This is a genomic window from Bradyrhizobium sp. USDA 4474, from assembly GCF_054057515.1.
Genome location: NZ_JBSRZJ010000002.1, coordinates 3,393,786 through 3,414,298, shown reverse-complemented (window position 1 = coordinate 3,414,298; position 20,513 = coordinate 3,393,786). Strand labels below are relative to the sequence as shown.

Below are 20,513 nucleotides of genomic sequence, written 5' to 3'. Positions count from 1 at the left end.
GGTTCAGTGCTCAGGCCGTCTCCGCTGCCGTGATCGGCCCGGCCCTGTTGCCGGCGCACCAAACCCGCTAAAAGGCGGACCGGCCGGACGGCCTCGTCACGGGGCCGCTTCGCGCGACAACGCGGCCAACGGCCGACCATCGTACGGCCTCAATATGAACCAATCAGAGTGCCCATGAAGCTGATCCGCCCCCTCGCCGCGCTCGCCCTTATCGTTGTCTCCGCGCTTCCGGCGCTTGCTGCCGACGCCGTGTATCCGCCGGGTCTGCGTCTCGGCATGGTGCCGCTGGTCGGGCTGAGCAAGGCCAAGACCTTCCCGGGCTTCGAGAACGAGGACGGCAGCGTCAAGGTGCTGGTCACCGAACTGCCGCCGGCGGCCTATAACGAGGTTGCAACGGCCTTCAACGCCAATCCGGGCGGCGTCAACGGCGTCAAGCCGGAGAAGATCGAGACATCGGCGGGCCTTGCCTATTTTACCACCGAGAGCGGCAAGGCCGGGGACACGCTGGTGAAGCGCTATTCGATGATCGTGCCGGGCACTGGCTTCTCCGGCTATGTCGCGGTGCAGGTCCCGGAGAACGCCTCGAAGATCTACACCGACGAGGCGGTGCGGCAGATGTTTGCGACCGCCACCCTGCGCAAGGAGGTGTCGGCTGACGAGCAGCTCGGGCTGATGCCGTTCAAGATCACCGATCTCGCCGGCTTCAAGGACATCCGCACGCTGGTGCCGGGCTCGAGCATCATCCTGGCCGACGGTGACGAGAGCGCGGGCTATGAATCGAAGCCGTTCATGATCCTCGGCCTGATCGGCGCCACTCCGCAAGCCGCCGACGACCGCGCCCGCTTCGCCCAGGAGGCCGCACTCCAGATCCCCGGCCTGCGCGAGTCCCGTGTCACCATGTCCGAGCCGATTCGCATCAACAGCCAGCCCGGCTTTGAGACCCGGATCGACGGCGTCAGCGGCAAGGACAAGACCCCGGTCACGGTCGTGCAATGGATCCGGTTCGGCGGCGGCACCTCGCTGCGCATCATCGCCAGCGCTCCGCGCGACCAGTGGTCCGACGCCTTCACCCGCTTCCGCGCCGTCCGCGACGGCATCCAGCCGAAGGGGTAGCGCCCATCCCCTCACCAGGGCCGGCTGCATTTTCGGGCTTTCGTTTGTACACGAACGGAACTAGGCTTCCCTCCACCGGATCAACCTTGAGGGAGGCGGACGATGATTAATCGACGACAGATCTTGGCCGCGCTGGGGACCACCACACTCGCGAGCCTCGCGCCATCGGCACTTTTCGCAGCAGCCTCGATCAAGCCGGACGATGCATCCGCGCTGCTCGTGATCGATGTGCAGAACTGCTTCCTGCCGGGCGGCAGCCTCGCGGTGAAGGAAGGCGAGCAGGTCGTGCCTGTGATCAACAAGATGGCCAAAGCATTTTCGAACGTGGTGATGACGCAGGACTGGCACACGCCCGGCCACGTCTCGTTCGCGTCAGCGCATTCCGGCAAGAAGCCGTTCGAGACCATCGACCTGCCCTATGGCAAGCAGGTGCTGTGGCCCGACCATTGCGTGCAGGGCACCGATGGCGCCTCGCTGTCGAAAGACCTCTCGATCCCGCAGGCCGAGCTCATCATCCGCAAGGGCTTCCACAAGGATGTCGACAGCTATTCGGCCTTCGTCGAAGCCGACGGCAAGACAACGACGGGGCTCGCCGCCTATCTGAAGTCCCGCAAGATCAAGCGCGTCTTTGTCGCGGGCCTCGCCACGGACTTCTGCGTCGCCTGGACTGCGCTCGATGCGCGCAAGGCTGGTTTTTGAAGTCTACGTCGTGGAAGACGCCTGCCGCGGCATCGACAATCAGGGCTCGCTCGCGAAGGCCTGGGTCGACATGGCCAAGGCCGGCGTGAAGCGGATTCAGTCCGCGGATATCGCGGTGAGCGCATAAAGCGCTCACCTCTGCCAGACCTTGAGGAAGAGGAGGAGACGCGCGCGAGCGCGCTCCTCGATATCGTTCAGTTCGCTTCGTTGCTGTTCGCCGCGGGCGCGGGCTTTGCGCCGCCCTTGGCGACGCCGACCAGCGCCGGACGCAGCACGCGCTCGCCGATGGTGTAGCCGGCCTGCATGACCTGCACGACGGTGCCCGCGGGCACCGATGCGTCAGGCACCTCGTACATCGCCTGATGGAAGTTCGGGTCGAACTTCTGGCCCTGCGGATCGAGCTTCTTCACGCCGTGCTTTTCCAGCGCATTGAGCAGCGAGCGCTCGGTGAGCTCGACGCCCTCGATCAGCGCGATCAGGCCGGGATCGGCCGCAGCACGCGCTTCGGACGGAACGGCATCGAGCGCGCGCTGGAGATTGTCGGCGATGTCGAGCACGTCGCGGGCAAAGCCGGTGATGCCGTAGAGCTTGGCGTCGGCGACCTCCTTGGCGGTGCGCTTGCGCAGGTTCTCCATCTCGGCCAGCGTCCGCAGCATGCGGTCGCGCGCCTCGGCAGCTTCCTTTTGCAACGTTTCGACCGAGCCGGGCTCGGGATCGTCGGGCATGATGTAGGGCTTTGACACCACGGGTTCGCCGGTCGGCGCGGCCGTGTCTTCGGGTTGCCGGGTGGGATCGGTCATCGGCTGCTTCTCGAACTCGTCTCAAGGGGAGGTTTGCTGGCCCGGATATCGTGCTTCGGACGCCGAAAATCAAGCGCCCGTGATCGGCTCAATGCCGGTCAGCCCGCCCAGCAGGCGGCTGACGATGCGGGCGGCATAGTCCACGGTCGGGATCACACGGGCATAGTTCAGCCGTGTGGGCCCGATGACGCCCAAAACGCCGACGATGTGGCCGGCGGCATCCCGATAGGGCGAGATGATGGTGGAGGAGCCGGACAGCGAAAACAGCTTGTTCTCGCTGCCGATGAAGATTCTGACGCCTTCGGCGGTTTCCGCGCGCCCCAACAGGTCGATCACGCCGCGCTTGGTCTCGAGATCCTCGAACAACAGCCTGACACGCTCGAGATCCTCGAGCGCGTGCAGATCTTCCAGCAGATTGGCGTGCCCGCGCACGATGAGCTGGCGGTCCTCGTTCTCGCCGCCCGACCAGCTCGCGATCCCGGCCGAGATCACCTTTTGCGTCAATTGATCGAGCTCGGCGCGGGCCTCGCCGAGCGCGGTTTCCAGCTCCAGCCGCGCCTCGGCGAGCGTCCGCCCGCGAATCCGCGCATTGAGGAAATTGCCGGCTTCCGTGATGGCCGAGGAGGGAACCCCCGGCGGCAGCGCCAGCACACGGTTTTCGACCTGGCCGTCCTCTCCGACCAGGATGACCAGCGCCTTCTCGGGTTCCAGCCGGACGAATTCGATGTGCTTGAGCCGCGCATTGGACTTCGGCGTCAGCACCACCGCCGCGGCGCGCGTCAGGCCGGAGAGCCGGGTCAACGCCTGATCCAGCGCCGCCTCCACCGATTGGGCGTGGCCGACGGTGGCGAGCTGGCTCTGGATCGATTGCCGCTCGGACTCGTTGAGATCGCCGACCTGCATCAGGGCGTCGACGAAGAAGCGCAGGCCGAGTTCCGTCGGCAGCCGGCCGGCGGAGGTATGCGGAGCGTAGATCAGACCGAGCTGTTCCAGATCGGCCATGACGTTGCGCACGGAAGCCGGCGACAGCGGCATCGCGATCAGGCGCGAGATGTTGCGCGAGCCCACCGGCTCACCGGTCGCGAGGTAACTTTCGACGATTTGACGAAAGATGTCGCGGGAACGCTCGTTGAGCTGGGCGAGGCCTGCGCGCGGCGCGATCAGATGGATCGGATCGTGATGGGCCACAGACGTTAACTCCTGTCAGTTCCTCGTAATTTGTCCATCCCGGGCGCGTCTGACAAGCGTGGCGTTTGCGGGGCAGATATCAGGGGCGAAAAAGCCTTGCTGCCCACCCTCACCCCACCTACAAGCACCGCGAACAGCCTGACCTTGCGAGTTTTGGAGGATTTCCCATGCGGCCAAGCCGCCGTGCGCCCGACGAATTGCGCCCCGTGACGCTTGAGCGTGGCGTGGTCAAATATGCGGAAGGCTCCTGCCTCGTGAAATTCGGCGACACCCACGTGCTTGTGACCGCCACGCTGGAAGACCGCCTGCCGCCGTGGCTGAAGGGCCAGGGTCGCGGCTGGGTCACCGCCGAATACGGCATGCTGCCGCGTGCGACCTCGGAACGCACCCGCCGCGAGGCCTCGGCCGGCAAGCAGAGCGGCCGCACCGTCGAGATCCAGCGCCTGATCGGCCGCTCCCTGCGCACCATCGTCGATCTCGAAGCGCTCGGCGAGCGCCAGATCACCGTCGATTGCGACGTGCTCCAGGCCGACGGCGGCACCCGCACCGCCTCGATCACCGGGGCCTGGGTCGCGCTCGCCGACTGCATCAACTGGATGAAGTCGCGCAACATGATCAAGGCCAACGTGATGCGCGACAACGTCGCCGCGATCTCATGCGGCATCTACAAGGGCACGCCGGTGCTCGATCTCGACTATGCCGAGGACTCGGCAGCCGAAACCGACGCCAATTTCGTCATGACCGGTGACGGCCGCATCATCGAGGTGCAGGGCACTGCGGAACGCGAGCCGTTTACGCAGGACGAGTTCCTGGCGCTGATCGCATTGGCGCAAAAAGGCATCGCGCGTCTGGTGGACTTGCAGAAACTGGCTGTCGCGTAGTCAATAGCCCCATGCACCGCCGAATCACCGGAAAGCTCGTCATCGCGACCCACAATCCCGGCAAGCTCGCCGAGATGAAAGAGCTGCTCGCGCCTCACGGCATCGAGGTGGTGTCGGCCGGCGAACTCGGCCTTGGCGAGCCTGACGAGACCGGCAGCGATTTCCGCAGCAACGCCGCGATCAAGGCAATCGCGGCCGCGCAGGCGACCAAGCTACCGGCTTTTGCCGATGATTCCGGAATCGTCGTCGACGCGCTCGACGGCGCGCCCGGCATCTACAGCGCACGCTGGGCCGGTCCGTCCAAGGACTTTGCCGCCGCCATGGCGCAGATCGAGCGCCTGCTGCAGGAGCGCGGCGCCACCACGCCGGACAAGCGCAAAGCGCATTTCGTCTCGGCGCTCTGCGTCGCCTGGCCCGACGATCATCTCGAACAGGTCGAGGCGCGCGTCGACGGCACGCTGGTGTGGCCACCCCGCGGCACCGCCGGCTTCGGCTACGATCCGATGTTCCTGCCCGACGGATACGACCGCACCTTCGGTGAGATGACCAGCATCGAGAAGCATGGCCTGCCGCCGCTCGGCCTCGGCCTGTCGCACCGCGCCCGGGCCTTCGTGAAACTGGCGGAGATCTGCCTTGAGCCGCGCTGATAAAGATGCGTTCGGCGTCTACGTGCACTGGCCGTTCTGCCTGTCGAAGTGTCCCTATTGCGACTTCAACAGCCACGTCCGCCACGCCGCCATCGACGAGGCGCGTTTTGCGGCCGCCTTCGCGCGCGAGATCGAAACGACTGCGCAGCGCTCGCCCGGTCGCGAAGTCAGCTCGATCTTCCTCGGCGGAGGCACACCATCGCTCATGCAGCCCGCCACCGTCGGCGCGGTGCTCGATGCGATCGGCAAGCACTGGCGCGTTGCCAACGACGTCGAAGTGACGCTGGAAGCAAACCCGACCAGCGTCGAGGCCACGCGCTTCGCCGGCTATCGCGCTGCCGGTGTCAATCGAGTCTCGCTCGGCGTGCAGGCGCTCGACGATGCCTCGTTGAAAGCGCTCGGCCGCATGCACAGTGCGCGCGAGGCACTCGACGCCGTCGCCATCGCGCGCCGCTCGTTCGATCGCTATTCGTTCGACCTGATCTACGCCCGTCCCGACCAGACCCCGGCGATGTGGGCGGACGAGCTGCGCCTTGCGATCGATGAAGCGGCCGAGCATCTGTCGCTCTACCAATTGACGATCGAGGAAGGCACGCCGTTCTTCGGCCTGCACCAGGCGGGCAAATTGAAGACGCCGGACGAAGTGGTCGCGCGCGCGCTCTACGACGTGACGCAGGAGACCTGCGACAAGCTCGGCCTGCCCGCCTACGAGATCTCAAATCACGCGCGACGCGGCGCCGAGTGCCGGCACAATCTGGTGTACTGGCGCGGTGAGGAATATGCCGGCATCGGTCCCGGCGCCCATGGCCGCCTCGACATCGACGGCATCAGGCACGCCACCGCCACCGAGAAGCGTCCCGAAGCCTGGCTGATGCGGGTCGAGAGCAACGGCGATGGAATCGTCACCGACGATCTCCTCAACAGCGAGGAGCGGGCCGACGAATTCTTGCTGATGGGATTGCGCCTGGCCGAAGGCATCGACCCCGAGCGCTACAAGGCCTTGTCCGGCCGTCCGCTCGATCCCAGACGTATCGCGCTGCTGCGTGAGGAAGGCGCGATCACGGTCGATGCGGCGGGACGGTTGCGGGTGACGAGCAGCGGTTTTCCGGTGCTGGACGCCGTGGTCGCGGATCTCGCGGCGTAGGACTACGCCCCAAAACTCTTCGGCGAGCCCGCGACCGCGACACCGCCGCCCGTCGTCACCTTCATCACCGCAAGGCCGCGCTCATTGGTGCCATCCGCACGGAACCGGAACAGGCCATCGATGCCCGCGAAACCAGATGGATTCGTGAGCACGTCGGCCGAGAAGCGCGTCGTACCCTGCGTGCGCGCAAGCGCTGCGACAAGCGCGACGGCATCATAGGCGAGCGTCGCGGTGCGGATCGGCTCGGCGCCATATTTGGTGCGGTAGCGGCCGGAGAACGCGCGGAAGCCGGCCGGATCCGGCGCGGCATAGAGGCCGCCCTGCAGCGCCGGACTCGCATAGACGCGCGGGCTGTCCCACAGGCCGGTCCCGAGCAGCTGGATGTTGCGCAGATTCGCGCCCGCTGCGGTCATCGCGTCTGCGACCGAAACGACGGCATCGCCGTCATCGGCAATGAACAATGCGTCCGCGCTGCCGAGCTGCTGTGCCACGTTGCGCGCCGGCGTGGCTCGATCGGCGCCGTATCTTTCGAACGCGACGACACGCCCACCGCGCCTGGGCACCGCGGCCTTCACCGCGGCTTCGACGACATTGCCATAGGCATTGTCGGGCACGAGCACGGCAACGGCGCGTTTTCCGATGCCGGCGGAATATTCGATGATGCGGTTGACGTCGGACTCCGGCAGGAAGCTCAGGAGGTAGACGCCGCGGCCGGCGATGCTGGAATCGGTGGAGAACGCCATCACCGAGATGCCGCGCGCGCGCGCGACCTGCGCCACCGCCGGCACCGACTGCGCGAACAGCGGCCCCAGGATGATCTCGGCACCTTCCTCGACCGCCTGCTGCGCACCGGCTTGCGCGCCCTGCGGGCTGCCATTGTCGTCCTTGATCAGGAGCTGGATATTCGGGTTCTGAAACTCGGCCAGCGCCATCTCGGCGGCGTTGCGCATGGATTGCGCCGCAAGCCCGGCATTGCCCGCGGCCGAGAGCGGCAGGATCACCCCGACCTTCACGCCGCCGGTGCCCGCGGTCGTCGCCTGCTGTGGCGGACCGGCCGGCTGGGCCGGAGGCGGCGAGGAGCTGGAGAACGGGCTGGAAAACTGGCTGAGGCTCTGCTGCACGCCGGCGCAGGCCGAGAGCAAGGGCGTGCCGAGCAGCAGGCCAAGCGTACTCCGCCGGGTCGCCCCTGGCATCAGGGGCCCCTGAACGGGAGACTTCGGATCACGCGGGCCCACCATGGCAGCTTCTCTTCTGACCGGCCGCAGGCGGCCCGTCACTTCACTCTTGTCCGCAACACAAGCCGCGGATTCAGGCATGTTGTCCACAAATAGTTAACCAAAACAAAAGGATAATGACCGCTTAACGCGGCTGCCCTTCGTTCCGGCCAGCTGTTTGCCGTCCGTCACGCAGCATCAAGGCGCGGTTTCCGCCGCGAATATGGCGCTGACGCTTCATTCCCCCTCGAATGTGATGCCGGATGGATCACATTCCAGTCCCTCTCCCAATATGATCTTTTTCCGGGGACTGGTTCCCAGCCACCGGGATCATGCCTAAGTTCGATTCATTATGCGCGCAAAGCCGGCTCCGATAAATACGACTGAAGCTGCGGACACCGCCTCGCGCGGTTTCTCCATCGACGCCCATCGGCTGACAGCTCCGAAGCCGGCGGCCGGCCTCTATCTGGTCGCGACCCCCATCGGCAATCTCGGCGACATCACCTTGCGGGCGCTCCAGACGCTGGCCGGGGTCGACGTCATCGCCTGCGAGGACACCCGCATCACGCGGCGCCTGACCGAGCGTTACGACATCTCTGCGCAGCTCAAGCCGTATCACGAGCATAATGCCGAGGCTGCGCGGCCGAAGATCCTGGAGGCACTCGCGGCAGGCGGCTCGGTCGCGCTGGTGTCGGACGCCGGGACGCCGCTGATCTCCGACCCCGGTTACAAGCTGGTGCGCGAGGTCTGTGCCGCCGGCCACGCGGTCTTTGCGCTGCCCGGCCCTTCGTCGGTGCTGGCGGCGCTGTCGGTTGCGGCGCTGCCGACCAACCGTTTTTTCTTCGAGGGCTTTCTACCCGCCAAATCGGCCGCGCGAAAATCGCGCCTGGCCGAGCTCGCGCACATCGATGCCACGCTGGTGATGTTCGAATCCGGCAATCGCGTGCAGGACACGCTTGCCGAGCTCGCCGAGATCATGGGGACGCGCGAAGCCGCGATTTGCCGCGAGCTGACGAAATTGCACGAGGAGATTTCGCGGGCGACGCTGAGTGAGCTCGCGGGCGAAGCCGACGCGCTGGAGACGCGCGGCGAATTCGTGCTGGTGATCGCACCGCCCGCGGCCGACGCCGACGTGCTGACATCAGATGCACTGGACGATCTCCTGCGCGCGCAGCTCGCCACGAACAGCGTCAAGGACGCCGTCGCGCATGCCGTCGCGCTTTCTGGGCGGCCCCGCCGCGAGATCTATGCCCGCGCGCTCGAACTCGCCAAGAGTCCGCACGAGGATTTGCGGGGCGGCGATGGCGAAGACTAGGGGCGTCGCAGAACCCAAACCGGAGCCAAAGGTCGCCTCGCCCGAGCGTGTCGCCGCGTTCCGCACCGGCATCTCGGCCGAGAGCCGCGCCGCCGCCTTTCTCGTGGCCAAGGGTTACCGCATCCTCGCCAAACGCTACCGCACGGCGCATGGCGAGATCGACCTCGTGGCGCGCCGCCGCAACCTGATCGCCTTCGTCGAGGTCAAGGCGCGCGCCAGCCTCGACGAGGCCGCCTATGCGGTCACGCCACGCCAGCAGCAGCGCATCATCGATGCCGCGCAGGGCTGGCTCGCAGCGCATCCCGAGCATGCGGAATTCGAGTTGCGATTCGACGCCATGCTGATTGCGCCGCGGTCACTTCCACGCCATGTGTTGGCGGCATTCGACGCCTCGACCTGAAAGGCAGCCCATGAAACTGAACGTCGCCGTCCAGATGGACCCCATCGCCCGCATCAACATCAAGGGCGATTCCACCTTCGCGCTGCTCCTGGAGGCGCAGAAGCGCGGCCACGGCCTGTCCTATTATACGCCCGACAAGCTCTCGATGGTCGGCGAGGAGATCGTCGCGCCGGTGCAGCTGCTGACGGTGCGCGACGAGCCCGGCAATCATTTCACCCTCGGTGAGCCCAGGCGCGAAGCGCTCAACGGCTTCGACGTCGTCCTGCTGCGGCAGGATCCGCCGTTCGACCTCGCCTATATCACTTCGACGCATCTGCTCGAACGCATTCACCCAAAGACGCTGGTGGTCAACGATCCCGCCGCGGTGCGAAACGCGCCCGAAAAACTGTTCGTGATGAACTTTCCGCAGCTGATGCCGCCGACTTTGATCTCGCGCGACTTAGATGAGATCAACGCGTTCCGCGACAAATACGGTGCCGTGGTGATGAAGCCGCTGCACGGCCATGGCGGCGCCGCGGTGTTCCGGGTGATGCCGCAAGACATGAACTTCGGCTCGCTGTTCGACATGTTCTCGGTGACGTTCAAAGAGTCCTGGGTGATTCAGCAGTTCATTCCCGAGGTGAAGCTCGGCGACAAGCGCATCATCCTGGTCAATGGCGAGTTCGCAGGCGCCGTGAACCGCGTGCCGGCGGCCGACGATCTCCGCTCCAACATGGTGCGCGGCGGCGCCGCCAAGGAGACAGAGCTGACGCCGCGCGAACGCGAGATCTGCGCCACCGTCGGCCCGGCGCTGCGCGAGCGCGGCCTCCTGTTCGTCGGGATCGACGTCATCAACGGCAATCTCACCGAGATCAACGTGACGTCGCCGACCGGCATTCGCGCCATCGCACGCCTTGGCGGCCCCGACGTTGCGGCGAAAATCTGGGACGTGATCGAGCAGAAGCGGACGAGGTAGTTCCGCAATGATGGCGTTGGGGAGCCTCGTCTCTCTCTCCACGTCGTCCCGGACGCGCGCAGTCTTCGCCGGGACGACACTGATGTTGATGCGCGCTGCTTCCATCTCGCGACGCACCTCCTTTACTAACCACCCATTCACCATGACGCTCCCGCGCTTCCTCCGAAGGTCGTAGTGCGCCTGCGTGAATCTACGGGGCCACTGACCGACCGGGATAACGCGGCATTCACCATCCGCCCAAAACCCGCACCGTCACAGGGCATCACACTCGGCCTCGCAACACCCCTTATACTTTTACTCCCTACTCATCGACGCGGGGGAACACGCTACGTGCGGTTCGAGTGCCCCGCGTGAGAGTAGAAGCGTATGAACACCGCACGCATTGTCGTTCTCGTCATCGCGCTGAGCGCCGGCGGCGTCGCTGCGTATCTGGCGAGCAGCTACGACAACAAGCCCGCGCCGGTCGCCCCGGTGGCCGAGAAGCTGCCGACGACCGAGGTGCTCGTCGCCAAATCCGACATCCAGCTCGGCCAGGCCGTGAAGGCCGAGGATCTGCAATGGCAGACCTGGCCGCAAGCGACCGCCAGCAGCGCCTTCGTCCGGCGCGACAGCAGGCCCAACGCACAAACCGAGATCGCCGGGTCGATCGCGCGCGTGCCGTTGATGCAGGGCGAGCCGATCCGCGAGCAGAAGCTGGTGAGGGCGGACGGCTCCGGCTTCATGGCCGCGATCCTGCCCTCGGGCATGCGGGCCGTATCCACCGAGATCTCGGCAGAGACCGCCGCCGGCGGCTTCATCCTGCCAAACGACCGCGTCGACGTCGTGCTGACGCGCCGCCTGAAGAACCCCGACACCAGCGGTGCGACCGGCGGCAATGACCTGATCCTGTCGGAGGTCGTCCTGTCCAATATCCGCGTGCTCGCGATCGACCAGGCGCCGAAGGAAAAGGACGGCCAGACCGCCGTGATCGGCAAGACCGTCACGCTGGAGCTGAAGCCCGAGCAGGTCGCCACGCTGTCGGCCTCGCGCCAGGGCGGAACTTTGACGCTCGCACTGCGCAGCATCGCCGATGCCAGCGCCACCGACGGCGCGCCCGAAGACCAGGCGCTCAAGCAGCGTCAGAGCGGCGTCAACGTGATCCGCTACGGCGTGCAGACGCGACAACTAACGTCACAGAAGTGATGGAGACATGATGAATTACGGGGATTATCGGATGGGCCTGCGCATTCGGGGGAAGCGCGCTGGCTCGTTCTGGGCAGGGGCGATGATGATGCTGGGGCTGGTCGCAGGCCCCGATCTCGTCCGCGCCGCGGATGCGCCGGTCGGAGACCAGGCGCCGATGCAGGCGCCGGACCTCGGCGTGGCGCCGGCCGCGACCGTCGCGCCCGCACGGACGCGTTCGCTGTCGCTTGGAATCGGCAAATCTGTGGTCATCGACCTGCCGCGCGAGGTCAAGGACGTGCTGGTGGCTGATCCCAAGATCGCCAATGCGGTGATCCGGTCGTCGCAGCGCGCCTACATCATCGGCGGACAGGTCGGCCAGACCAACGTGGTGTTCTTCAGCGCCGACGGCCAGCAGGTCGCCTCCTACGACATCGCGGTGAAGCGCGATCTCAACGGCATGCGGGCGGCGCTGCACCAGTCGCTGCCGGGGGTGCAGATCGAAGGCGTCGGCGACAGCGTGATGCTGACCGGTTCGGTGTCGAGCCCGGTCGAGGCCCAGCAGGCCGGCGACGTCGCCGCGAAGCTCGTCGGCGGCAGCGACAAGGTCGTCAACAACATCGTGGTCCGTGGCCGCGACCAGGTCATGCTGAAAGTCGTCGTCGGCGAAGTCCGCCGCGACATCGTCAAGCAATTGGGCGTCGACCTCAGCGCCAGCCTGAATGCCGGCACCGCGGTGGTGAACTTCAACAATTCCAACCCGTTCACTGCCAGCGGCGGACCGCTGGTCGGCAGCAACGGCCTCGGCGTCACAGGGCTTGCCAAGGGCGTCGCCACGGTCAACGCCACGATGCGCGCGATGGAGAGCGCGGGCGTGATGCGGACGCTGGCCGAGCCGAGCCTGACCGCGATCTCGGGTGAGTCAGCGACTTTCATCGCCGGTGGCGAATTCCCGATCCCCGGCGGCTACGCCTGCGATCCGGCCACGCATGTCTGCACCACCCAGATCACCTACAAGAAGTTCGGCATCTCCCTGAACTTCACGCCGGTGGTGCTCAGTGAGGGCCGCATCAGCCTGCGCGTGATGACCGAGGTTTCGGAGCTGTCGAGCCAGAACGCGATCACGGTGTCGCAGGCGCTGTCCGCGAATTCGACCAACTCGATCACCATTCCCTCGGTCCAGACCCGCCGCGCCGAGACCACGCTGGAAATTCCCTCCGGTGGTTCGATGGCAATGGCCGGCCTGATCCAGCAGCAGACCAAGCAGGCCGTCAACGGCCTGCCCGGCGTCGACCAGATCCCGATCCTCGGCGCGCTGTTCCGCAGCCAGGACTTCGTCAACAACGAGACCGAGCTGATGGTGATCGTGACCCCCTATGTGGTGCGCGCGGTCGCCCAGAAGGAATTGTCGCGGCCCGACGACGGGTTCGCACCCTCTTCGGATGCGCAGTCGGCGCTGCTCGGCCGCATGAACCGCCTCTACGGCATCGCGCGCCGCGTCGATCCGATCGACGGCATCAGCGGCGATTTCGGCTTCATCATCGACTGACACGAACGAACGGTTTGGGGACCGGGATAGCGGTAGGGGGGGACCAGGCGATGACGAAGACGACAGAAGATCGATTTCGCAAGTCGCGCATCGCGCTCGCGCTGACCGGGCTTTCCGTCATGCTGGGAGCCTGCAACACCACCGGCGACGTCGTCACCACGCAGACGGTGCCGACCGATTACCGCATGCGCCACCCGATCGCGGTGCAGGAAGGCACGCGCTCGATCGTGATCTTCGTCGGCAAGGCGAGAGGCGGTCTTTCGGCCCCGCAAGCCGCGGACGTGATGGGCATCGCCCGCGACTGGGTGCGCGAAGGCACCGGCTCCGTCGTCGTCGACGTGCCCATCGACACCGCGAATTCGCGCGCAGCAGCAGCGACTTATCACGAGATCCGTGCCGTGCTCGGCAGTGGCGGCGTGCCGTCGCGCGCCATCGTCCAGCATCCCTATCGCCCCGAAGATCCCGGCCTGTTGCCGACCATCCGGCTGAGCTATTCCAAGATCACTGCGGTCGCCGGCCCCTGCGGGCTGTGGCCCGAGGACATGGGACCGTCGATCGTCGATCCCGGCTACAACGAGAACAGGCCCTACTTCAATCTCGGCTGCGCCACCCAGCGCAATCTCGCCGCGATGATCGACAACCCCGCCGACCTCGAGCAGCCGCGCGCGGAGACGCCCGCTTACACCGCGCGGCGCGACATCGCCTTCGACCGCTACCGCAAGGGCAACGCGACCGCGACCACCTATCCCGAGGCCGACAAGGCCAAACTCAGCGATACAGGCAAATGACTGGGATTCACGACGACGAGGCGGACGATCCGCAGCGCCCCGACGAACACATTGCGCCGGTTCCCCGCATCTCGGTGCAGGCCTTTTGCGAGACCGAGCAGACGCTCGCCGCGATCACCGCGGCCGGGCAGGACCGCCGTCTCGCCAAGGCGCATCTCACCGCCAGGAGCGGCGGTCTGGCCGCAGCCATCGACGTCTATGACACGATGCCGACACCGAACGTCATCGTGATCGAATCCGACGGCACGCGCGACATTCTCGAAGGCCTCGACGACCTCGCCGGCGTCTGCGATCCCGGCACGCGCGTGGTCGTGATCGGCAATCCCAACGACACCGCGCCCTATCGCGAGCTGGTGCGTCGCGGCGTCAACGACTACGTGATCGGACCGGTCCAGACCATCGACGTGGTGCGCTCGATCTGCAGCCTGTTCTCGGCTTCCGAGGCCATCATCACCGGCCGCATCATCGCGGTGGTCGGCGCCAAGGGTGGCGTCGGCGCTTCGACGGTCGCGCACAATGTGGCCTGGACCATCGCGCGCGATCTGGCGCTCGATTCCGTCGTGATCGATCTCGACCTCGCCTTCGGTACCGCCGGTCTCGACTACAACCAGGATCCGGCGCAGGGCATCGCCAACGCGGTGCTGTCGCAGGACCGGCCGGATACGGCGCTGATCGAGCGTCTGCTCGCCAAATGCACCGAGCGCCTCAGCCTCCTTGCCGCACCCGCCACCCTTGACCGCGTCTATGATTTCGGCGCCGAAGCGTTCGACGCGATCTTCGACACCTTGCGCATGACGACGCCATGCATCGTGCTCGACGTGCCGCACCAATGGTCGGCCTGGACCAAGCGCGCCCTGGTCAACGCCGACGACATCGTCATCGTGGCCGAGCCTGACCTCGCAAACCTGCGCAACACCAAGAACATGCTGACCGTGCTCAAGGCGGCGCGGCCGAACGACCGGCCCCCGCTCTATTGCATCAACCAGGTCGGCATGCACAAGCGGGCCGAGATCGACGTCAAATCCTTCGCCAAGACGATGGAGGGGCAGCCGCTCGCGGTGATCCCGTTCGATTCGAAGCTGTTCTCGACCGCTGCGAATAACGGCCAGATGATCGCGGAGGTCTCCAGGAGCCACCGCACCACCGAGCTGTTCCAGACCATGGCCAACCGGCTCGCCGGGCGCGGCGAGGTGAAGAAGCCGAAGCGTTCGCTGCTCGGACCGCTCCTGAAGAAGCTGAAGGGCAAGAGCGGACGCGCATCAGCGCCGCATCGCAAGGCGTCGTAAAGCACGGGAGCGTTTTCGAGCGAACAAAAGCGGCGGAGATCATTTCTCCGCGTGCTGCTGCTGCTTCTTCGACAGCAACTGACGCAGCGCCGTGACCTTTGCCGCGGCCTGGTCCGGCGGCAGATCGGCCTTCACGATGGTCTCGGCCTCCGTCTGCTTGCCCTCCAGCCCCAGCACCAGCGCGAGATTGGCCCGCACGCGGGGATTGGCCGGATCGCGCTGATAGGCGCGGCGCATGGTTTCCTCGGCGCGCGGCAGGTTGTTCTGGAGCATGTAGGACAGGCCGAGATTGGACAGCACCGACGGTTCGTCCGGCACGATCTTCAGCGCGCTTGCGTAATATTGCTGCGCTTCCTCGTTGCGGCCGAGCTGATCAAGCACGGCGCCCTGAGCCGACAGGATATGCCAGTCGGGATCTTCGGGCGTATGCGCGCGGCCCAGCACGTCAAACGCCTGCTGGAAATTGCCGTTGTCGGCGAGCGCGCGGCCGTAGCCGGCGAGCAGCGCCTTGTTGCTGGGATGGAGAAGGACGGCCTGCTCCATGACCGCCGCCGCCTGGGCCCGCTGGCCGGTCTCGCGCAGCGCCTTGCCGTAGTCGAGCGCAACGTTGGGATCGCCGGGATTGGCACGATAGCGCTCGCGCAGGGCGTTCATATCGGGCTTGGCGTCGGCCGTGGCGACAGGCTCGGACCGGCCGCCGAGCGCGCCGGTCACGTCCTCCAGGCCTGTGGTCTGGCAGCCACCGAGGGCAAGCACCGCGAGCGCGGGCAGCAGGAATCTCGCCGGGGAAGAGGCAAGGGACGAACGCTTGGACATACTCTGATCACCGCGGCGGACTGATCAGAGATGCTTTGCCGATTAACCCTAAAGTCCGGTTAAGGACGCGCCCCTGTTGGGCTCAGTCGGTAAATTCCGCACCGAATTCGCAACCGATGCGCCAGCGCAGGCGGCACTGACGGGAATAATCCGGCGCGAAGATGATGGTGAATTGCGGCGGCACCTCGATGAATTCCGCCACGACCTTCACACCTCCGTCCGAGATGTCAGTGATCGTGCAGTCCCGTGGCAGCGAGCCGGCGCCAAAATGGATCTTGGCAAGCCTGGTGCACACCCGTCGTTCGCTTCTCCGGCGATTTGCAAGCATTTGAATTGTTCACCCGTTGGATCACGGCCCATCCCGCAGGCTCAGGAGTATCGGACATTCGTTGGAATGTGCTGAGGAGAGCCGCTCGCATTCGAGGCGTAGTGTCTGGAGCCTGTTTACGACCGGTTAGGGATCGGCGCCGCCCGCCGTTCCCGTATTGTTCTTGCCAGGATCGTCGGGCTCTGCTACCCCAAGCTGTGCGAGGGGGCAGCGTATGGTCCAGCGGGTTTCGACAGTCGCCTTTGAAGGGATCGAGGCCCGCGCGGTCGACGTGCAGGTGCAGGTCGCGCCCGGCCTGCCCGCGTTCGCCATTGTCGGTCTTCCGGACAAGGCGGTGTCGGAGGCGCGCGAGCGGGTTCGCTCGGCGCTGATCGCCTCGGGGCTGGCGCTGCCGGCGCGACGGATCACCGTCAATCTCGCGCCTGCCGACGTCCCGAAGGAAGGCAGCCATTACGACCTGCCGATTGCACTGGGCCTGATGGCGGCGATCGGCGCGATCCCGCCGGATGCGCTGACCGGTTTCACCGTGCTTGGCGAGCTCGGCCTCGACGGGTCGATCGCGCCTGTGGCCGGTGTTCTGCCCGCTGCGATCGGGGCCAATGTGCGCGAGGAGGGCTTGATTTGTCCCGCGGCCTGCGGATCGGAGGCCGCGTGGGCGAGCCCTGACATCCAGATCGTCGCCGCACATTCGCTGATCCAGATCGCCAACCATTTCAAGGGCACCCAGGTGCTGTCGCGGCCGGTGCCGAAAGTGCATGAAGCGGCAAGCTCGCCGCTCGATCTGCGCGACATCAAGGGCCAGGAGAGCGCCAAGCGGGCGCTGGAGATCGCAGCTGCCGGCGGGCATCATTTGCTCAGGTGATTTCGTCAATGGGAAACCCTGGGAAATTTACGGGTCCCTTTCTACGTATGGGGCCCCCTCCTCGATTATCCCCACCCCTCGGCTTCAAATTTTGGAGCTAAAGGGCCTCTGCCATCCGCCCAACTCGCACCAGCGGGGCAGTCGCACCAAATTGGATGGCAGCTTTATTGGCTGCCCGACGACTTTGGGGCTGTAGGGCTTTTCGCCCTTGCCGAGCTTCAGCTCCTATTCTTTTCGTGTGCTAACATCCATCGCGAGGGCACGTTCTGGGGGCACAATGAGCTACGAGGTGTTGACCATTATTGTGGTGATAAACGCTATTGCCACCCTTTCGTTATGGCGGTTGGTGGCGAGCAAATCCCACCGAGGCCCTCGGCTAAAGAAGAAGGCGGCTGCCGCGCTATGGCGCAGCGATCCCATCGTCCCCAAGCACGATCCGCCAGAGGCCGCCGGAGGCGATTTCTCGTTAATGGTTCGCGATGGCGACCGGCTCTTCTTTGCTGACTTCATGGAGTTCGCGAACGTCGTGAACCGATGGCTGGCAAATGAGTTCGTCGCCAGCCGCTTTCGCCTACAAGACTTGCCGGAGGGGTGTGTCAGCCTAGGCGTTAATCACTCCGACGGTCCCACGTTCGGGCGGTGTTTCGCAATTTTCTTCAACCAAACCCGCGTCGGCAGGCTGGAAATTTCACCCCGCTACAACTACACGGACGCACTTCCCGAAGTGCACACAAATGTGGAGATCGATTGGGCGCGCTTCTTGGGCTTCTCCGCACTTGCCGGATTTCTCTCAACCCTCGCTTGGTATCTCACCACGGGCGATCCCAACAATGACGATTACAAGAATGCGCAGATGAGCATCAACTCCGCGCTCATGATGACGCTGTGGGAAAACTATCGCGTTTCAGAGTTCGACGAAGCGGTTGACCGAACTGACGAATGGGGCGAGTTTAGTTTGGGCTTCGGTGGCACGGCGTCGTGCTACATGCAGCGCAGGTCGCGCGGGTAATCACTCGCTTAGGGGCTGAAGGGCCAGCGTCCCAAGGTGCGCGCTTCATCGCCCTCGCGCCGGGGCCCCCTTTGGGCTACGGCCCCTTGGCGGTCTTTTTTGGAGCCCCTAAAGCCTTGGGCCTCTGCCTGATTGAACAGGGCGGTGTGGTTCGCTGAGGTCACGTACGCCACTTTGGCCTAACTATCCTGTGGATCGTTCTGCTGGTCCTCAAGGATTTCAAAGAGTTCTGCTTGAGCGCTACCGATTGTTATGTGGCACCAAATCAGCGTACGATAATTTTACCTGACGGGCCGTCCTTGGAAAAGGAAGGGGGTCACCCGGTGGCGACCAGATGACCCCAAACGGCTCCGTTAAGGAACCTCCTACTAGAAGCTGCTGGAGTCCTTCCCTGCCTTATCGGCTCGGGAGGCTCCGGCAGTGTGCACGCACGTACTCCACTTTGCCGAACCGAATGCGGACATACTCGCACACGGCCACCGGCTGGTGGATCGGACACGACGCTGGACGGGCCATTGCTGTGATCCCGTGGAGACTGGGCTCCACTTCCCCGGGCCGCACGACAGCGCCCCGTTCACAGCGCTCTCGTCTCCGGTGGGGAGGATCACTCCCGACTGAGTCGTTTCCGACCTGTTCTGTTTACCACCCTCCTTTGGATTCGCTGGCGCCACGCCCTCGGTTATCCCCTATATTGGCATGTCGAGTCTTTTTGTTCCTGATTTGTTCGTGTCCGGTTAGTGTCCTAAGTTAACTTTGGACTCGCAACTTCCCCGAGAGAGGCGCATTGTATTCGCATCACCGCCCGGAACGTGGCTACTTTCGGTGACTGAGAGACTGATTGCGCTCCCGCCTACTCAAAATGGGAGCACGGCTATGCCGATATCGCGATTGCTCGGAGACGTTCAACTTACTCCACAACAGAAGCATGTCTTGGATGTCGCGTTCAGGCACGCCATCCAGAAAATTGGCTTGGTAGACCGGGACGACCCACTTTGCGCTCTCGTGGCAAGGAAAATGGTCGATCTTCAGCGACAAGGCGTCACTGATGCCATTGCCCTGACTGAGCTTACGATCCGAGAAGTCAGCCCCACAAGAGCGTGAAGTCGCCTAGGGGCCCTGCGGACTCCCTCGGGAGCAAATCCGACCTAACCGCTTGTGGGACCCCCCTGGCATTAAGCGTATCCACGGGCTCCCTAGGGGCCACAGGGAGGGGTTTGGCAGGGCAGTTTACGCTCCGCCTAAAGCTCGATCATCAGCCGTGTGTACATATACGACCGAATCGGTCCTATTTTGGCTAAGATATTGCTTTTGTTTCAGAAATCTCCTGATATTCCCGCCAGTGCCCACGTTCCAACGGTGCAAATTGCACTCCTAGTATTTGCACGCCTAAAAGGGGTCGTTGTCTGGCATGGCAATGCGGGCTGCTAGTTCCTCAATCTCATCCGAGTAGTCACCGGCCCATTGTTCCATTAGTGCTGCCGGGAGGCCCCCGTCGAGCATTTGCAAGGCCAGCGCCGTGACCTCCATGTCCTTCAAGATCCCTGCGGCCACGTTGGTCCTCTGGATCAGGTCCACCATTTCTTGCGCCTTCCGCTGCTTCCATGTCTCCCGTTCTTCATCAGTGAACGCCGCTGCCGTTTTCCCTTGGCATACGTCTCTCGCCTGAGCCCACGTCAGCTCCATGGGGTCAACGGGCTCCTTCCCGGCTGCCTTCGCTGCCGCTGCTAACGCTGCTGGTAGCTCCTTCCAAGCCGCCTTCATGTACTTCACTTGCCGCAGCGATACGGCTGTACGGTCAGCAATCTCCTGTGCAGTAAGTCCCCCGAGGTTCTCTTTCACTATCTGCCAAGCGGCATCGCTCTTGGCCTTGGTCGTCATCGGAAGCTTGTCTCTAACGTTGCAGGAGAGCGCCAGCAGTCGCGCCGTAGTTAGGTCCCCCGGAAAGACCCTGACTGGTATTCTCTTGGTCCACTCTGCGGTGTCGTAAGCCGCTAGGCGGTGGTGCCCATCAATGACGTAGAAGCGCTGCCCTACGGGTAGGACTAACAGGTGCGGCAGTGGCTTGCCCTGTTCTTTGATCGCCTTGGCTAGCCGGTGGATGTGATTACGGCGGTCCCATTGATCGCTATCCCTCCACTGGAACACCCGCTCGGCAACATGGATGTCCCCACGCGCCACGGTGCGCTCAGCGGGCTCAACGGTGGCGGGCCCTGCCTGCTCAATATCGGCTTGGAGTTGCTTGGCCGTCTTCCTGCTGTCGCTCGGCTCCCTGATGTCTGCAATGCGGATGCGGCGTCTTCCAATGGTGGTTTCCCACGGGTCGTTGTTCTTTTTGGTCTTGGTGTTTTGCTGCTTCAT

At 64.7% G+C, this 20,513-nt stretch carries 18 protein-coding genes and 2 pseudogenes; 14 read left to right on the top strand and 6 right to left on the bottom strand.

Features of this window, described 5'->3' with window-relative positions; genetic code table 11:
- The first annotated feature begins 174 nt into the window (after positions 1 to 174).
- The gene (locus ACVW16_RS18035) at positions 175 to 1,113 is read left to right on the top strand and encodes a hypothetical protein (protein ID WP_456736803.1); all 939 of its coding nucleotides are present in this window, start codon (positions 175 to 177) and stop codon (positions 1,111 to 1,113) included.
- 102 nt (positions 1,114 to 1,215) lie between these two features.
- Positions 1,216 to 1,939 (top strand): annotated as a pseudogene (gene pncA / locus ACVW16_RS18030) (bifunctional nicotinamidase/pyrazinamidase).
- A gap of 67 nt (positions 1,940 to 2,006) precedes the next feature.
- Here the strand turns inward: pncA and grpE are convergent.
- Together grpE and hrcA are read right to left on the bottom strand one after the other, a co-directional pair.
- The gene (gene grpE / locus ACVW16_RS18025) at positions 2,007 to 2,612 is read right to left on the bottom strand and encodes a nucleotide exchange factor GrpE (RefSeq protein WP_456700505.1); all 606 of its coding nucleotides are present in this window, start codon (positions 2,610 to 2,612) and stop codon (positions 2,007 to 2,009) included.
- A 69-nt stretch (positions 2,613 to 2,681) separates the two neighbouring features.
- The gene (hrcA, locus tag ACVW16_RS18020) at positions 2,682 to 3,800 is read right to left on the bottom strand and encodes a heat-inducible transcriptional repressor HrcA (protein ID WP_456736805.1); all 1,119 of its coding nucleotides are present in this window, start codon (positions 3,798 to 3,800) and stop codon (positions 2,682 to 2,684) included.
- A gap of 167 nt (positions 3,801 to 3,967) precedes the next feature.
- Here hrcA and rph point away from each other — a divergent pair, with 167 nt between their 5' ends.
- Genes rph through hemW form a run of 3 tightly spaced genes read left to right on the top strand, consistent with a single transcriptional unit; the run spans position 3,968 to position 6,472 of the window.
- Positions 3,968 to 4,681, top strand: a complete 714-nt coding sequence (rph, locus tag ACVW16_RS18015) for a ribonuclease PH (RefSeq protein WP_092232324.1) — start codon at positions 3,968 to 3,970, stop codon at positions 4,679 to 4,681.
- Positions 4,682 to 4,692: 11 nt separating this feature from the next.
- A complete protein-coding gene (gene rdgB / locus ACVW16_RS18010; RefSeq protein WP_456736806.1) occupies positions 4,693 to 5,328 on the top strand; it encodes an RdgB/HAM1 family non-canonical purine NTP pyrophosphatase in 636 nt (211 codons plus the stop codon).
- On the top strand, positions 5,315 to 6,472 hold the full coding sequence (gene hemW, locus ACVW16_RS18005; protein WP_456736807.1) for a radical SAM family heme chaperone HemW: 1,158 nt from the start codon (positions 5,315 to 5,317) through the stop codon (positions 6,470 to 6,472). Before rdgB ends, hemW begins: the two co-directional genes overlap by 14 nt.
- Positions 6,473 to 6,474: 2 nt before the next feature.
- Here hemW and ACVW16_RS18000 read toward each other — a convergent pair whose 3' ends face one another.
- On the bottom strand, positions 6,475 to 7,710 hold the full coding sequence (locus ACVW16_RS18000) for a penicillin-binding protein activator (protein WP_456736808.1): 1,236 nt from the start codon (positions 7,708 to 7,710) through the stop codon (positions 6,475 to 6,477).
- 328 nt (positions 7,711 to 8,038) lie between these two features.
- Between ACVW16_RS18000 and rsmI the strand changes: the two genes are divergently transcribed.
- The 7 genes from rsmI (at position 8,039) to ACVW16_RS17965 (ending at position 15,140) form a co-directional block, all read left to right on the top strand.
- Complete coding sequence (gene rsmI / locus ACVW16_RS17995; RefSeq protein ID WP_456736809.1) at positions 8,039 to 9,001, top strand: 16S rRNA (cytidine(1402)-2'-O)-methyltransferase; 963 nt, start codon at positions 8,039 to 8,041, stop codon at positions 8,999 to 9,001.
- A complete protein-coding gene (locus tag ACVW16_RS17990) occupies positions 8,988 to 9,401 on the top strand; it encodes a YraN family protein (RefSeq protein WP_456736810.1) in 414 nt (137 codons plus the stop codon). The genes rsmI and ACVW16_RS17990 overlap by 14 nt, the downstream gene beginning before the upstream one ends.
- Positions 9,402 to 9,411: 10 nt before the next feature.
- Entirely contained in the window at positions 9,412 to 10,356 is a 945-nt protein-coding gene (gene gshB / locus ACVW16_RS17985; protein ID WP_456700498.1) for a glutathione synthase, read from the top strand.
- Positions 10,357 to 10,722: 366 nt separating this feature from the next.
- A complete protein-coding gene (gene cpaB, locus ACVW16_RS17980) occupies positions 10,723 to 11,538 on the top strand; it encodes a Flp pilus assembly protein CpaB (RefSeq protein WP_456700497.1) in 816 nt (271 codons plus the stop codon).
- 10 nt (positions 11,539 to 11,548) lie between these two features.
- Positions 11,549 to 13,066 (top strand): type II and III secretion system protein family protein, encoded by a 1,518-nt coding sequence (locus ACVW16_RS17975; RefSeq protein WP_456705122.1) that lies wholly within the window; start codon positions 11,549 to 11,551, stop codon positions 13,064 to 13,066.
- A 50-nt stretch (positions 13,067 to 13,116) separates the two neighbouring features.
- Positions 13,117 to 13,854, top strand: coding sequence for a CpaD family pilus assembly protein (locus ACVW16_RS17970; protein WP_456700496.1), 738 nt, complete (start codon positions 13,117 to 13,119; stop codon positions 13,852 to 13,854).
- The gene (locus ACVW16_RS17965) at positions 13,851 to 15,140 is read left to right on the top strand and encodes an AAA family ATPase (RefSeq protein ID WP_456736811.1); all 1,290 of its coding nucleotides are present in this window, start codon (positions 13,851 to 13,853) and stop codon (positions 15,138 to 15,140) included. Before ACVW16_RS17970 ends, ACVW16_RS17965 begins: the two co-directional genes overlap by 4 nt.
- A 39-nt stretch (positions 15,141 to 15,179) precedes the next feature.
- On the opposite strand, the gene ACVW16_RS17960 is transcribed toward ACVW16_RS17965, so the two are convergent.
- Positions 15,180 to 15,956 (bottom strand): tetratricopeptide repeat protein, encoded by a 777-nt coding sequence (locus ACVW16_RS17960; RefSeq protein WP_456736812.1) that lies wholly within the window; start codon positions 15,954 to 15,956, stop codon positions 15,180 to 15,182.
- An 82-nt stretch (positions 15,957 to 16,038) separates the two neighbouring features.
- A complete protein-coding gene (locus ACVW16_RS17955; protein ID WP_092232357.1) occupies positions 16,039 to 16,284 on the bottom strand; it encodes a PilZ domain-containing protein in 246 nt (81 codons plus the stop codon).
- Positions 16,285 to 16,498: 214 nt separating this feature from the next.
- Here ACVW16_RS17955 and ACVW16_RS17950 point away from each other — a divergent pair.
- Together ACVW16_RS17950 and ACVW16_RS17945 are read left to right on the top strand one after the other, a co-directional pair.
- A pseudogene (locus tag ACVW16_RS17950) lies at positions 16,499 to 17,140 on the top strand (magnesium chelatase domain-containing protein); the annotation flags it as partial.
- A gap of 283 nt (positions 17,141 to 17,423) precedes the next feature.
- Positions 17,424 to 18,155 carry a hypothetical protein gene (locus ACVW16_RS17945; protein WP_456802381.1) on the top strand — a complete coding sequence of 244 codons (732 nt, stop codon included), beginning with the start codon at positions 17,424 to 17,426 and terminating at the stop codon, positions 18,153 to 18,155.
- Between the two features lie 1,386 nt (positions 18,156 to 19,541).
- Here the strand turns inward: ACVW16_RS17945 and ACVW16_RS17940 are convergent.
- Complete coding sequence (locus ACVW16_RS17940; protein ID WP_456802380.1) at positions 19,542 to 20,513, bottom strand: ParB/RepB/Spo0J family partition protein; 972 nt, start codon at positions 20,511 to 20,513, stop codon at positions 19,542 to 19,544.